This window comes from Pseudomonas sp. Z3-6 (assembly GCF_051131985.1).
GTDB classification, from domain to species: Bacteria; Pseudomonadota; Gammaproteobacteria; order Pseudomonadales; family Pseudomonadaceae; genus Aquipseudomonas; species Aquipseudomonas zanjanensis.
In genome coordinates, this window is the sequence record NZ_CP071644.1 from 1,685,993 (window position 1) to 1,700,748 (window position 14,756).

Sequence of the window (14,756 nt, forward strand, 5' to 3'; positions counted from 1 at the left end):
TCCCACACTGGACCTCACATTCCCCGCACTCGTGTTTATTGTTTGTGGGCGCTTGATATTCCGAACAGCCGGAGCCTATTTTGTACGGGTTGCCGTTCGCGGCTCGCACATAACAAGGATTGCGTCATGACAACCGATGGCCAGCGTTCACTCGCGCAGCGACTGACGGGCATTGATGAGATTGAATGCGTCACGCCGGATTTGAACGGCGTGCCGCGAGGCAAGGTGATGACCGCCGAGGGGTTCCTCGAAGGCCGGCGGTTGCAGTTGGCGCGGGGCGTGCTGCTGCAATGCATCATGGGCGGTTATCCGCCGTCGCGCTTCTACGGCAGCGATGACGGCGACCTGGCGCTGGTGGCCGATCCGAAACAGATCCACCGCTTGCCCTGGAGCCAACAGCCCCGTGCCCTGGCGATCTGTGACGCCGACGAGCTGACCGGTGAAAGCTCCCGGCTGTCGACACGCGGCCAGCTCAAGGCAGTTGTCGCGCGTTATGCGGCCCTTGGCCTGGCGCCGGTGGTCGCGACCGAGCTGGAATTTTTCGTCTTCGCCCCCAACCCGGACCCGACCCAGCCGTTCCAGCCGCCGATGGGCCTGGATGGACGGCGCGAAGACGGCCAATCGGCGTTCAGCATCAGTTCCAACAATGGCCTGCGCCCGTTCTTCAGCGAAGTCTATGCCTGCATGGCGGCGCTGGGCTTGCCTCGCGACACCTTCATGCATGAAATGGGCGTGAGCCAGTTCGAAATCAATTTGCTACACGGCGACCCTTTGTTGCTGGCGGACCAGACTTTCCTGTTCAAGCACCTGCTCAAGGAAGTCGCCCTCAAGCACGGCCTGACCGTGGTCTGCATGGCCAAGCCCCTGGCCCATACGCCGGGCAGCTCGATGCATATCCACCAGAGCGTCGTCGAGGCGGCCAGCGGCGGCAACGTGTTCACTGACGACGCGGGCGACCCGACGGCCGCGTTCCGGCATTTCATCGGCGGGCAACAGGCGTGCCTGGCGGACTTCACCGCGTTGTTCGCGCCGAACGTGAATTCCTACCAACGCCTGTGCCATCCGTTCGCTTCGCCGAACAATGCCTGTTGGTCCCATGACAACCGTTCGGCCGGGTTGCGGATTCCCGCCAGTTCGCCGGTGGCCCGACGGGTCGAGAACCGCTTGCCCGGGGCCGATGCCAACCCCTACCTGGCGATTGCCGCCAGCCTGGCCGCCGGGCTGTACGGGATCGAACATCGCCTGGAGCCGAGCGCGGCGATCCAGGGCGAATTCGAAGTGCCGGATAATCTGTCGCTGCCATGTACCTTGCATGCCGCCCTGGAGCGTCTGAAGCGTAGTCATCTGGCGAAGGAACTGTTCGGCACAGAGTTCATCGAAGGCTACATCGCCTCCAAGACCTTGGAACTGACCAGTTTCTTTGACGAAATCACGCCCTGGGAGCGGCGTGTCCTCGCGGCCCAGGCCTAACGAACCGTCGCATTCGGGCTATCTTCAACGGATAGCCCTTACTTACCTCAAGGAGCCGCTCGGAACGCCGATGCGCCAAATCTGGAAACCTTTTCGAGCGCTTTATTTCGCCTCGCTGATGATGTTGATCGGCTCGGGCCTCTTGAGTACTTACCTGGCCTTGCGCCTGGCCGCCGACCATGTGGACAGCCTCTGGGTCGGTGCGCTGATGGCCGCCAACTATTTCGGCCTGGTGCTGGGCGGCAAGATCGGTCACCGGCTGATCGCCCGCGTCGGACACATCCGCGCCTACTCGGCCTGTGCCGGGATCGTCGGGGCGGCCGTGCTGGGCCATGGCCTGGTGAACTGGCTGCCGGCCTGGATCGTGCTGCGGATGATCGTTGGCCTCGGCATGATGTGCCAGTACATGGTCATCGAGAGCTGGCTCAACGAACAGGCCGACGCCAAGCAGCGCGGTGTGGTGTTCAGCGGCTACATGATTGCCTCGTACCTGGGGTTGGTACTGGGGCAGTTGATCCTGGTCATGCACCCCGCCCTGGGCCTGGAACTGCTGATGCTGGTGGCGCTGTGTTTCGCCCTGTGCCTGGTGCCGGTGGCGCTGACCCGACGGATTCACCCGGCACCGCTGCATCCGGCACCGATGGAGCCGCGTTTCTTTATAAAACGCGTGCCACAGTCTTTGACCACGGTGTTGGGCTCGGGGCTGATCGTGGGTTCCTTCTACGGTCTGGCGCCGCTCTACGCCTCCCAGCAGGGCCTGAGCACCGAACAGGTCGGCCTGTTCATGGGTAGCTGCATCTTTGCCGGCCTGCTGGTGCAGTGGCCGCTGGGCTGGCTATCGGATCGTTATGACCGCGCACTGTTGATCCGCTGCTTCGCTCTGGCCCTGGCGGTGTGTGCATTGCCCCTGGCCATCTTGTCGAAGGTGCCGCTGGAAATATTGTTCGTCGCGGGGTTCTGCTGTTCGTTGGTGCAGTTTTGCCTGTACCCGCTGGCGGTGGCGTTTTCCAACGACCACGTCGAGGGCGATCGCCGGGTGTCGCTCACGGCGATGCTGTTAGTGACCTACGGCGTGGGCGCCAGTATCGGCCCATTGGTGGCCGGCGTGCTGATGAAGCTGTACGGCAGCCAGATGCTGTATGGCTTCTTTGCTTTGTTTGCGTTGGTGCTCGTGTGGCGGATTCGGCCGAAAGCAGTCACCAATCTGCATCAGGTCGATGATGCGCCGCTGCACCATGTGGCCATGCCGGACAACATGACCAGCTCGCCCTTGGTGGCGTGCCTTGATCCGCGGGTCGACGAGCAGGTCGTTCAGGAGCAAATGCAGACATCGCCCAATCCGGACGGGGAGCCTGAGCCAGCCGCCGAAGCCGCTGCGGAAACCGAAGAGCCCGAGGGCCCCAGTTTTACCCAGGCCAGGCCTTGAGCTTGAACACTGGAGAGCCAGTGTGGGAGCCGAGCTTGCTCGCGATGAGGTGAGCCCAAACACAACAACACTTGGATCGAAGTGAAACCGTCCAGGGCAGGCATAAAAAAAACGGGCAGTCACCGCAAGGGACTGCCCGTTTTTTATGCCTTGAGGATCAGAGGTCGTCTTTGTCGAAGCGGCGGGCTTCGCGCTGGAGCTGGTAGACGAACCGCTCGACTTGCCGTTGCACCAGGCCGCTGATGTTGTGGAAGCGTACGCCGGCGAAGGTGGTGTTGAATCGTTCTTCGAAGTGCAGGTAGCGCAGCTCGACGGGGGCGGTCATGTTGCCAAACGGCAGGGCTGCGACGAAGCGCTCGTACACTTGGCCCAATTGCAGTCGCTCGGTGATATCGCCGTCGAAACGCAACTTGCAACCGGTGGCGGAAATGTCCAGCAGCTTGCCTTCTACGGGGGACTTCATCTTGTCGCCGCCCAGTTCAACGCTCACCAGTTGTGCCAGCTTCAAGGCGGCGCGGAAGGCGTTGCGACGTTGGTGGTAGACCACCTCGTCGGGCAGGGCGCCGCGGTAGCAGCGACCGTCGCTGGATTCATCGATGGTCAGCGGGCCCTTGCCATCCCACGCGATGCGCACGCCGTCATGGAAGCCCTCGACGCGAAACGGCTCGCCGGCCAGTAGGAAACGCTCGCCGTCCCGGGGAATCATTTCATCCAGGGCGATGGAGTTGGTCTCGCGATCGACATTGACCAGATAACTCTGAAAGCGCTGGGTACGTTCATGGAACGTAATGATCAGCGGGTCGTGGCTATCTTGCAGCATCCGCAGGTTGCCGGAGATTTCCAGGGGCGTGGTAAGGACCTTGGGTGGCTGCGGAGCATCATCCGCGTTTGAGGCATTGAACACGGTGGGTCAATCTCCAGGCAAAATACGACTACGAATGGCTAGCATTTTGCCAGCATGTTTCGCGCGTTGATAGAGCGAAGGCATAGTTCGTTTCATGCCTGGCTGAGCGGACGGTGCTTGACCATTCTGGCCGTCGAACCGCTGGCGTCATACAGTGTCGGGATCTCGCCGCCGTTGAGAATGCGCAATTGGTTGGCGGTGGCGGCCTGCTGCATCTGGATCGACTGGCCGTTGCGGGCGTTGGTGGCCTGGCATTGGGCGAGCAGGTCGTTGAGCACCTTGCTCTGGGACAGCAACTGATCGCCGACGGTCGACTGACCGGCCAATTGCTCGAGGCCGTCATGATTGGCGGGCAGGTTGAGGCTGGCGAGGATCTCGCTGCGCTTGCGGCCATGCTGGTCGAGCAAGATGATCAGTGCCTGTTTCTGCGCCAGGATGTTTTCCAGCAAAGGCATGTCACGACCGTGCAGGGCCACGGATTCGGCCTGCAATAACTCCAGCAATTGTTGCGCTGGTACGAAGTCGTCGATGATCAGTTGCAATAATTGAGTGTCGTGCATGGCTGGCCTTGGGTCTTAGCGTCCAAAAGCCTGGCGCAGGCGGCGGCCTAGCGCTGGGCTTCGAAGTTGAGCAGTTTGCTGGCTACGCGGTTGCTGTCGACTTTGTAGCTGCCATCGGCGATGGCTGCTTTCAACTCGGCCACGCGGGCGTTGTTGACGACAGGTTGATCGCGCAGCTTGTCAGTGAGCTTCTGGAACTGCTGAGCCTCATTGCTGAGGTGTACCGACTCCCCGTTGCTGACTTCGGCTGGCGTGGACAGCGGCGCGGATTTGTCGGTTTCGACGGTTTCCTTGGTGGCGCTGGTACGCGTAGTGCCTGTCAGCGGTGAAGAGCTGTTTAAACGATTGAAATCGATGACCATGGTAAAAAACCTCTGGGTATTTGGACGCTTGCCATGTTTTCGGCCATTCCCAAAAAAACTTTAGGCTCATTTATTCAATGAACGTGCGCACGTCTGCGCTTGCCTTTGCATAAGGCACAGTCTAGGGAACACCGGGATCAAGCGCCAGCTTTCTACCTCCTCTATCGGGTCATCACATCGCCACTTCCACTTGGCCTGGGGCCATCACCTGCGCCTTGATGACGCGCTGGGAGTTAAGGTTTTTTACTCGTATCTGTTCACGCATGCCGCCATTGGACAGGGCCTCGCCGGGCATCCGCACGGCCAGGGAACCGCTGCGGGCGGTGATGACCACCTGGTCGCCCTTGCGGACCACCTCGGCCTGTTCCAGGTGCACCAGGGTCACGACTTGGTCGGCGACCATTGGTCGGACAAGTTTCTGCCCGACGGCCTGATCGACCGAGGTCAGGAAACCCTGGGTGATCTGGCTGATGTCGCGCTCGCGCAACATGACGTCCTGGGGCTCGACGATCCCGGCCCGCTTGAGCGGACGGGTGGTGGTGACAATTTCCCGGAACAGGCGCACTTGAGCGGGCACGAACACCGTCCAGGGCGCGGCGCTGTCACAACGGACCTTCACCGTGACGCGACCCAGGGGCCGGGCCGGGCTCTCCAGGGAAGCAGTCAATTCCTTGTCACACATGGGCATGCGCAGGCGCGGGTCGAGCTGGTTGACTTCGATTTCGTAACGACCTTCGGTTTGACTGGTTGCCAGATAGTCTTCTACGGTGAATTCAAGAAAGCCCTGAGTGACGCCGATAAGGAGATCAGGCAAGGTAACCGGAACCGCCGCAAGGGCAGGACCGCCCGAGGTGAACAGGCAGGCAGCCAACAGTGCACCGAGCCAGTGGCGGCAGTGAGTGGTCAGGCGTCGAGAAAATGTCGTTTGTGCGTTCATGCCGGTTCAATAGCAAGCCCCGTGCCGTTTAGTGATGAATGCGCGTCGGACACATTAGCGTTAGGTAGGAGTCAGGGCATGGCGGGAGTAATGGATTCGGTAAACCAGCGCACTCAGCTGGTCGGTCAGAATCGCCTGGAGCTGTTGTTGTTCCGTCTCGACGGCCAACAAATGTATGGGATCAACGTATTCAAGGTCCGCGAGGTGCTGCAATGCCCCAAGCTGACCCTGATGCCCAAGTCCAGCCCCGTCGTGTGCGGTGTGGCCAATATCCGGGGTGCGACCATCCCGATTCTCGACCTGGCGATGGCGACCGGTTCCGGTCGGCTGCTGGACCAGAGCAATCCGTTTGTGATCATCACCGAGTACAACACCAAGACCCAGGGTTTCCTGGTGCGCTCGGTGGAACGCATCGTCAACATGAACTGGGAAGAGATCCATCCGCCGCCCAAGGGCACCGGTCGCGATCACTACCTGACGGCGGTGACACGGGTCGATAACCAGTTGGTGGAAATCATCGACGTGGAGAAAATCCTCGCCGAAGTGGCACCCACGCCGGAAGCGATCTCCGCGGGCGTGGTGGACGCCGAGACCCAGCACAAGGCGATTTCGCTGCGGGTGCTGACCGTCGACGATTCTTCGGTGGCCCGCAAGCAGGTCACTCGTTGCCTGCAAACGGTCGGCGTCGATGTGGTGGCGTTGAACGACGGGCGACAGGCGCTGGATTACCTGCGCAAGCTGGTCGACGAGGGCAAGAAGCCCGAGGAAGAGTTCCTGATGATGATCTCCGACATCGAGATGCCGGAGATGGACGGGTACACCCTGACTTCGGAAATCCGCAGCGACCCGCGTATGCAAAAGCTGCACATCATCTTGCATACTTCGTTGTCCGGTGTTTTCAACCAGGCGATGGTCAAGAAGGTCGGTGCCGACGATTTCCTGGCGAAATTCCGCCCCGATGACCTGGCGTCCCGGGTCGTCGATCGGATCAAGGCAGCAGAATAAAGTAGAGGTCGGGTGCGTTGTGCGCCCGGCAAGTCAACACGATGAAAGAGGCGGTATCTTGTCTACGGGTAATTTGGATTTCGAACAGTTCCGGGTCTTCCTGGAAAAAGCCTGTGGCATCCTGCTTGGTGAAAACAAGCAGTACCTGGTGTCGAGCCGTCTCAATAAATTGATGGAGCAACAGGGCCTCAAGTCATTGGGCGAGCTGGTGCAGCGTATCCAGACCCAACCGCGCAGCGGCTTGCGCGAGATGGTGGTGGACGCGATGACCACCAACGAAACCCTGTGGTTTCGTGACACCTATCCATTCGAGGTGCTGAAGAACAAAGTGCTGCCGGCGGCCATCAAGGCCAGCCCGGGCCAGCGCCTGCGGATCTGGTCGGCGGCCTGTTCGTCGGGCCAGGAACCCTATTCGTTGTCGATGTCGATCGATGAGTTCGAGCGGACCAACTTGGGCCAGCTGAAAGGTGGCGTGCAGATCGTTGCCACCGACCTGTCCGGCACCATGCTCAATAACTGCAAGACCGGCGAGTACGACAGCCTGGCCATCGGCCGTGGCCTGTCGCCGGACCGCCTGCAACGCTACTTCGACCCGAAAGGGCCGGGCAAGTGGGTGGTCAAGGCGCCGATCAAGAGCCGGGTCGAGTTCCGTTCGTTCAACCTGCTGGACAGCTACGCCAGCCTGGGCAAGTTCGACATCGTGTTCTGCCGCAACGTGTTGATCTACTTCTCCGCCGAAGTGAAGAAAGACATCCTGCTGCGTATCCATGGCACGCTCAAGCCGGGTGGCTACCTGTTCCTCGGCGCCTCCGAGGCGTTGAACGGTTTGCCGGATCATTACCAGATGGTCCAGTGCAGCCCGGGGATCATCTACCAGGCGAAGTGATTGGCTTTGTAAAAGAACGGGAGCCCCATGGGTTCCCGTTTTTTTTGCCTGCCGGTTTTCTCTAATCCACCACAGTCCCCTGTGGGAGCGGGCTTGCTCGCGAAAGCGGTGTGTCAGTCAAGATAACAGTCACTGACACACCGCCTTCGCGAGCAGGCTCGCTCCCACAATGGGATGCATGCATGTGGCGAAAGCGGCAGAAAAGCGGCAGCCAGCGGAAGCCGATTGCCGCTTTTCTGGCATTGCCGCTTTGCCGATCCCCGCAAAGCCCCGGTTTACGGGGTTTCTGAAAGTGGCACGACGCTTGCTAAAGCCATCGTACGTACATTCTGGTCACCCAAAGGTTTCCGACATGAGTATCAGCTTCGATAAAGCGCTCGGTATCCACGAACAGGCCCTGAGCTTCCGCGCCCAGCGTGCCGAAGTCCTGGCCAACAACATCGCCAACGCCGATACCCCGAACTACAAGGCGCGTGACCTGGACTTCTCCAAGGTGCTCGCCGAGCAGAACGAGAAGACCAAGAACGGCCACTTCGCCTTGAACATGACCAACAACCGTCATATCGAAGCCGAAGGCGTGGGCAGCGGCGACGAATCGCTGATGTATCGCACGCCGATGCAGCCGTCGATCGACCAGAACACCGTGGACGCTCAACTGGAACAGTCCAACTACGCGGAAAACTCCGTGAACTTCCAGGCCAGCTTCACCCTGCTCAACAGTAAATTCAAAGGGCTGGTATCGGCCCTGCGTGGAGAGTAAGCCATGTCGATCGCGAGCGTTTTCAACATCGCCGGCAGTGCCATGAGTGCCCAGACCACTCGCCTGAACACCGTCGCCAGTAATATCGCCAACGCCGAGACCGTTTCGTCGAGCATCGACCAGACCTACCGCGCCCGCCACCCGGTGTTCGCCACCATGTTCCAGGGCGGCCAGTCCGGCGGCAGCGACTCGCTGTTCCAGGACCAGGACGCGGCGGGGCAGGGCGTGCAAGTGCTTGGCGTGGTCGAAGACCAGAGCAACCTCGAAGCACGTTATGAGCCAAACCATCCGGCCGCGGACGCCAAGGGTTATGTCTACTACCCGAACGTCAACGTCGTCGAAGAAATGGCCGACATGATTTCCGCCAGTCGTTCGTTCCAGACCAACGTCGAAATGATGAACACCGCCAAAACCATGATGCAGAAGGTCCTGACCCTCGGTCAGTGATAAGGGGCGATTCATATGAGCGTCACCAGTACAACAGGCGGTTTGAGCCTCAACGAGATTCTGGCCAACTCCTCGGTCAAGACCAACACCACGACCGATGGCCTGGGCGCGGCGACCAATGCGGCGAGCGGCAACCAGGAATTGGGCAAGGATGCGTTCCTGCAACTGCTCGTTACCCAATTGAAAAACCAGAACCCGCTGGAGCCACAGGACAACGGTGAATTCGTTGCCCAACTGGCGCAATTCAGCAGCCTGGAAGGCATCACCACGCTCAACGACACCGTCAGCGGCATCGCTGGCAATTACAACTCGTCCCAGGCGTTGCAGGCTTCGTCCCTGGTCGGTCGCTCGGTGATCGCGCCCGGTGACAAGGCCGTGGTCGACACCTCCAAGAGCCTCAACGGCACGGTGGTGGTACCGGCGGCAGTGTCTTCCCTCTCGGTCAAGATCATGGACAAGGATGGCAAGACCGTCCGCACTATCGACCTGGGCAGCCAGAAGGCCGGCAACTCCGCCTTCATCTGGGATGGCAAGAACGACGCGGGCGCGACGGTCGAGTCGGGCACGTACACCTTCGCGGCCTCGACCACCATCGATGGCAAGGCCACGTCGTTGATCACCAACCTGCCGGCCACGGTCAGCAGCGTGACGATCAGCCAGACGGGCGGTGAGCTGATGCTCAACCTGGCCGGGCTGGGCAGCATTGCCCTGTCCAAAGTACAAACTATTGGTATGTAGAGCCGACTAACCGGCAAAAGGAGTCAACATGTCTTTCAACATCGGCCTTAGCGGTCTCTATGCAGCCAACAAACAGCTGGACGTGACCGGCAACAACATCGCCAACGTGGCGACCACCGGTTTCAAATCGTCTCGCGCGGAATTCGAAGACGTCTATTCGGCCACCAAGCTGGGTTCGGGCAGCAAGACCGTCGGCAACGGCGTGCGCCTGGCCAACGTTTCCCAGCAGTTCGGCCAGGGTGACGTGAACAACACCGGCAACGTGCTGGACATGGGCATCCAGGGCCAGGGCTTCTTTGTCCTGAGCAACGACGGCTCCCTGAGCTACACCCGTGCCGGTACGTTCAAGACCGACAAGGAAGGTTTCATCACCAACAGCGATGGCACCTCGCGCCTGCAGGGCTATGGCGTGGATGCCAACGGCAAGATCCAGAACGGCATCCTGACCGACCTGCGCATCGACACCTCGAACCTGCCGCCGACCGCCACCAGCCTGGTATCGTCGACCATCAACCTGAACTCGACAGCGACGCCGATCACTGCCGCGTTCAACCCGGCCGACACCGCTACGTTTACCAAGCAGTTCACGACCCCGGTCTATGACACCCAGGGCAACCAGCACTCCATGGACCAGTACATGGTCAAGACTTCCGGCAACACCTGGAATGTCTACACCTTGATCGATGGTCGTAACCTCAATGGCAGCGCGCCGACCACGACCGGTGCGAACGCGCCGATCCCTTCGACCATGTCCTTTGATTCGAGTGGCCGGTTGACGCAGGTCAGCACGCCGCCAGTGCCGCCTGCCACTACGCCGACTATCAACAGCGATCTGGTATTGACTGGTTGGGTTCCTGGCACCGTGACCAACGGAACATGGACCGCCAACGGTGCCGCCAGTGCGCCGACCATTACGATTTCCATGGGCAACACCACCCAGTTCAACGCCGACACCGCCCGTTCGATCCCAACCCAGAACGGCTACGCCACTGGCCAGATCACTAACCTGACCATCGATGGCAGCGGTGTATTGCTGGCTAACTTCAGCAACAACCAGACCAAGCCGATCGGCCAGCTCGCCCTCGCCAGCTTCACCAATGAGCAGGGCCTGCAGCCAGTAGGTGGCACCAGCTGGAAAGAAACCTTCGCCTCGGGCATCCCGGGCTACGATGCGCCACAGACCGGTACCCTGGGTTCGATCGTCTCCAACTCCCTGGAAGAGTCCAACGTCAACCTGACCAACGAACTGGTCGAGCTGATCAAGGCCCAGAGCAACTACCAGGCGAACGCCAAGACCATCTCCACCCAGAGCACCATCATGCAGACCATCATCCAGATGGCTTGATGTCGATGGCTGTTTGAAGGCTGTACAAGGAGCCCCTCGAAAGAGGGGCTTTTTTATGGGTGGCTATTTTGTGTTGCCTGTCCCGGCCTCATCGCGAGCAAACAACTTCCGACTGTGGGAGCGGGCTTGCTCGCGAAGGCGTCGGCACAATCAGCATTGACGGTACCTGACCCACCGCTTTCGCGAGCAAGCCCGCTCCCACAGGGTTATGTGTACGCAGTTCTACATCCTGCTCGCGATGGGGCCAGGCGCCGACTTTCCTCCAGACAAAAGAAAACCCCCGATAAACCAGCGGTCTATCGGGGGCTTCTTCAGCGGGCGCTTTTACACGCCCACCCGCTCAGCTTATTGGCAAGCTTCGCAATCCGGCTCGTCGATCGCGCAGGCCTTCGGCACTGGCGCAGGTCCGGCTGGAGCAGCCAGGACCGAATCGTCACCGTGGTTGCCGCCGCTGGAAACCGCGTTCAGCTTACCGGTGTTGATGGTCGACTTCTCGGTGCTGGTAGCGGCCAGGGCACGGAGGTAGTAGGTGGTTTTCAGGCCACGGTACCAGGCCATGCGGTAGGTCACGTCCAGCTTCTTGCCCGAGGCGCCGGCGATGTACAGGTTCAGCGACTGAGCCTGGTCGATCCACTTCTGGCGACGGCTGGCGGCGTCGACGATCCACTTGGTGTCCACTTCGAACGCGGTCGCGTAGAGCGCCTTGAGCTCTTGCGGGATGCGCTCGATCTGCTGCACCGAACCATCGTAGTACTTCAGGTCGTTGATCATGACCGAGTCCCACAGGCCGCGAGCCTTGAGGTCGCGAACCAGGTACGGGTTGATCACGGTGAATTCGCCCGACAGGTTCGATTTCACATACAGGTTCTGGTAGGTCGGTTCGATCGACTGCGACACGCCGGTGATGTTGGCGATGGTGGCGGTCGGTGCGATGGCCATGATGTTGGAGTTACGGATGCCTTTCTGCACGCGGGCACGAACCGGTGCCCAGTCCAGGGATTCGTTCAGGTCAACGTCGATGTACTTCTGGCCGCGCTGGGCGATCAGGATCTGTTGCGAGTCCAGCGGCAGGATGCCCTGGGACCACAGCGAACCCTGGAACGTCTCGTAGGCGCCACGCTCGTCGGCCAGGTCGCAGGAAGCCTGGATCGCGTAGTAGCTGACCGCTTCCATGGACTTGTCGGCGAACTCGACCGCAGCGTCCGAACCATACGGGATGTGCTGCAGGTACAGCGCGTCCTGGAAGCCCATGATGCCCAGGCCCACCGGACGGTGCTTGAAGTTGGAGTTCTTCGCTTGCGGCACCGAGTAGTAGTTGATGTCGATCACGTTGTCGAGCATGCGCACGGCGGTGTTCACGGTGCGTTGCAGCTTGGCGGTGTCCAGCTTGCCGTCGACGATGTGGTTCGGCAGGTTGATCGAGCCCAGGTTGCAGACCGCGATCTCGTCCTTGTTGGTGTTCAGGGTGATCTCGGTGCACAGGTTCGAGCTGTGGACCACGCCCACGTGCTGCTGCGGGCTGCGCAGGTTGCACGGGTCCTTGAAGGTCAGCCATGGGTGGCCGGTCTCGAACAGCATCGACAGCATCTTGCGCCACAGGTCTTTGGCCTGGACGACTTTGAACAGCTTGATCTTGTTGTACTCGGTCAGGGCTTCGTAGTACTCGTAGCGCTCTTCGAAAGCCTTGCCGGTCAGGTCGTGCAGGTCCGGCACTTCGGATGGCGAGAACAGGGTCCACTTGCCGTCATCGAAGACGCGCTTCATGAACAGGTCGGGGATCCAGTTGGCGGTGTTCATGTCGTGGGTACGACGACGGTCATCACCGGTGTTCTTGCGCAGCTCGATGAACTCTTCGATGTCCATGTGCCAGGTTTCCAGGTAGGCACAGACCGCGCCCTTGCGCTTGCCGCCCTGGTTGACCGCGACAGCGGTGTCGTTGACTACTTTGAGGAACGGCACGACGCCCTGGGATTTGCCGTTGGTGCCCTTGATGTACGAGCCCAATGCGCGAACCGGAGTCCAGTCGTTGCCCAGGCCACCGGCGAATTTCGACAGCATGGCGTTGTCGTGGATCGCGCCGTAGATGCCCGACAGGTCATCCGGAACGGTGGTCAGGTAGCAGCTCGACAGCTGCGGACGCAGGGTGCCGGCGTTGAACAGGGTCGGGGTCGAGGCCATGTAGTCGAAGGACGACAACAGGTTGTAGAACTCGATCGCACGGTCTTCACGCTGCTTCTCTTCGATGGCCAGGCCCATGGCCACGCGCATGAAGAAGATCTGTGGCAGTTCGAAACGCACGCCATCCTTGTGGATGAAGTAACGGTCGTACAGGGTTTGCAGGCCCAGGTAGGTGAACTGCTGGTCGCGCTCGTGGTTGATCGCCTTGCCGAGTTTTTCCAGGTCGAATTCGGCCAGGACCGGGTTCAGCAGTTCGAATTCGATACCCTTGGCGACGTAGGCTGGCAGGGCCTTGGCATACAGGTCGACCATTTCGTGGTGGGTCGCGCTCTCGGCAACTTCCAGGAAGCTCAGGCCTTCGGCACGCAGGGTGTCCATCAGCAGGCGGGCGGTCACGAAGGAATAGTTCGGCTCGCGCTCCACCAGGGTCCGCGCGGTCATCACCAACGCGGTGTTGACGTCCTTGAGGGCGACGCCGTCATAGAGGTTCTTCAGGGTTTCGCGCTGGATCAGGTCGCCATCGACTTCTTCCAGGCCTTCGCAGGCCTCGGTGACGATGGTGTTCAGGCGGCCCATGTCCAGCGGCGCCAGGCTGCCGTCGGCGCGTGCGATGCGGATCGAAGGGTGGGCCTGGACCGGGGCGTCGGCAGGGGAGCGGGTAGCACGCTCCTTGGCGCGGGAGTCACGGTAGATCACGTAGTCGCGGGCCACTTTCTGCTCGCCGGCACGCATCAGGGCCAGTTCGACCTGGTCCTGGATTTCTTCGATGTGGATGGTGCCGCCCGACGGCATGCGACGCTTGAAGGTCGCGGTGACCTGTTCGGTCAGGCGGGCCACGGTGTCGTGGATTCGCGACGAAGCGGCAGCGGTGCCGCCCTCAACTGCGAGGAACGCTTTGGTGATGGCGACGGTGATCTTGTCATCGGTGTAAGGAACGACAGTGCCGTTACGCTTGATCACGCGCAGTTGGCCCGGCGCGGTGGCGGACAGATCCGGGCTCGAATCGGCGGCCAGCGGCGCGGTGCCCTGCGGGTTCTCGCGAGTTGTGTCGGTGTGCATGGGTGTCTCCACGTTCTCTATGTTTGTTTGGGCACCATCACGGTGCCCACCGTTCCGTCCTGAAGCACTACAACCGACTGGCGCCGGGCATAACAACTTCGGGACAGTAGGAAGCAGGCGTTTAATGCCGCTTCCATCCGAAGTTCTCAGGTTGCGAGCGAGGCTCGAAACCGGGTTGCCGGGGTGGCAGCAATTGACTGCAACACCCGTACCGTTTCGGTCGTTTCGGACCTTGAAACAGTTGCCATCCGCAGGGGCGGTCTGGGCTTGGGGAAATGCGATGTTCCAGTTGGACAGAAGCAAGAAAAGCGCTTGAATTCTCTGCCCGACTTGTGTTTGGTTTTTTGGCCTGAAACCCTACATGTAGGGTTTTTTACGCGGCGGGCTACAAGATAATGCGTTTTGGGGGGGTATGCAACGTACTACCTGTGGATAAGCCTGTGCGTAATTTGTGTGCGAAACGTGGAACAGCTCTGTAGGCCGCGACCTAGCTGGAGTGGACCTTTTTTCATTGGTTTCGACGATCCGAAAACAGCTTGAAGGTTTTTGCGGGCGCGGACGTTACCACAGAAAACCCACCCGATCGAAACGCATTTGTCTGCTTGTTTTCTGCGCAGGCGACGTTTATACAATCGGCCCATGCATGGGTGTGTTTATCCTCCTTTAACATGACAAAAAG

The 14,756-nt window shown here is 60.4% G+C and carries 13 protein-coding genes; 8 read left to right on the forward strand and 5 right to left on the reverse strand.

All coding sequences use genetic code 11. From position 1 onward, the window contains the following. Positions 1-228 precede the first annotated feature (228 nt). Both J3P88_RS07665 and J3P88_RS07670 read left to right on the forward strand, forming a co-directional pair. Positions 229-1,470 (forward strand): glutamine synthetase family protein, encoded by a 1,242-nt coding sequence (locus J3P88_RS07665; RefSeq protein ID WP_434576376.1) that lies wholly within the window; start codon positions 229-231, stop codon positions 1,468-1,470. A 70-nt stretch (positions 1,471-1,540) separates the two neighbouring features. Beyond that, positions 1,541-2,896 (forward strand): MFS transporter, encoded by a 1,356-nt coding sequence (locus J3P88_RS07670; protein ID WP_186707052.1) that lies wholly within the window; start codon positions 1,541-1,543, stop codon positions 2,894-2,896. 157 nt (positions 2,897-3,053) lie between these two features. Here J3P88_RS07670 and J3P88_RS07675 read toward each other — a convergent pair whose 3' ends face one another. The 4 genes from J3P88_RS07675 to flgA form a co-directional block, all read right to left on the reverse strand. Then, positions 3,054-3,800, reverse strand: coding sequence for a flagellar brake protein (locus J3P88_RS07675; protein WP_186707051.1), 747 nt, complete (start codon positions 3,798-3,800; stop codon positions 3,054-3,056). Between the two features lie 92 nt (positions 3,801-3,892). After that, positions 3,893-4,360 (reverse strand): flagella synthesis protein FlgN, encoded by a 468-nt coding sequence (locus tag J3P88_RS07680; RefSeq protein ID WP_186707050.1) that lies wholly within the window; start codon positions 4,358-4,360, stop codon positions 3,893-3,895. Positions 4,361-4,407: 47 nt separating this feature from the next. Next, positions 4,408-4,722: a flagellar biosynthesis anti-sigma factor FlgM gene (flgM, locus tag J3P88_RS07685; protein WP_434574579.1), complete on the reverse strand. Its 315-nt coding sequence runs from the start codon at positions 4,720-4,722 to the stop codon at positions 4,408-4,410. Between the two features lie 172 nt (positions 4,723-4,894). After that, positions 4,895-5,659, reverse strand: a complete 765-nt coding sequence (flgA, locus tag J3P88_RS07690) for a flagellar basal body P-ring formation chaperone FlgA (RefSeq protein ID WP_186707048.1) — start codon at positions 5,657-5,659, stop codon at positions 4,895-4,897. 78 nt (positions 5,660-5,737) lie between these two features. Here flgA and J3P88_RS07695 point away from each other — a divergent pair, with 78 nt between their 5' ends. The 6 genes from J3P88_RS07695 (at position 5,738) to flgE (ending at position 10,840) form a co-directional block, all read left to right on the forward strand. After that, entirely contained in the window at positions 5,738-6,664 is a 927-nt protein-coding gene (locus J3P88_RS07695; RefSeq protein WP_186707047.1) for a chemotaxis protein CheV, read from the forward strand. A 58-nt stretch (positions 6,665-6,722) separates the two neighbouring features. After that, on the forward strand, positions 6,723-7,550 hold the full coding sequence (gene cheR / locus J3P88_RS07700; RefSeq protein WP_186707046.1) for a protein-glutamate O-methyltransferase CheR: 828 nt from the start codon (positions 6,723-6,725) through the stop codon (positions 7,548-7,550). A 352-nt stretch (positions 7,551-7,902) separates the two neighbouring features. After that, entirely contained in the window at positions 7,903-8,310 is a 408-nt protein-coding gene (gene flgB, locus J3P88_RS07705) for a flagellar basal body rod protein FlgB (protein ID WP_186707045.1), read from the forward strand. A 3-nt stretch (positions 8,311-8,313) separates the two neighbouring features. After that, positions 8,314-8,757, forward strand: a complete 444-nt coding sequence (flgC, locus tag J3P88_RS07710; protein WP_039591882.1) for a flagellar basal body rod protein FlgC — start codon at positions 8,314-8,316, stop codon at positions 8,755-8,757. Positions 8,758-8,772: 15 nt separating this feature from the next. Beyond that, on the forward strand, positions 8,773-9,495 hold the full coding sequence (gene flgD, locus J3P88_RS07715; RefSeq protein WP_434574580.1) for a flagellar hook assembly protein FlgD: 723 nt from the start codon (positions 8,773-8,775) through the stop codon (positions 9,493-9,495). Positions 9,496-9,523: 28 nt separating this feature from the next. Beyond that, positions 9,524-10,840 (forward strand): flagellar hook protein FlgE, encoded by a 1,317-nt coding sequence (gene flgE, locus J3P88_RS07720; protein WP_411385401.1) that lies wholly within the window; start codon positions 9,524-9,526, stop codon positions 10,838-10,840. Between the two features lie 345 nt (positions 10,841-11,185). Here the strand turns inward: flgE and J3P88_RS07725 are convergent, their stop codons facing one another. Beyond that, positions 11,186-14,077, reverse strand: a complete 2,892-nt coding sequence (locus tag J3P88_RS07725; protein WP_053124363.1) for a ribonucleoside-diphosphate reductase subunit alpha — start codon at positions 14,075-14,077, stop codon at positions 11,186-11,188. Positions 14,078-14,756 lie beyond the last annotated feature (679 nt).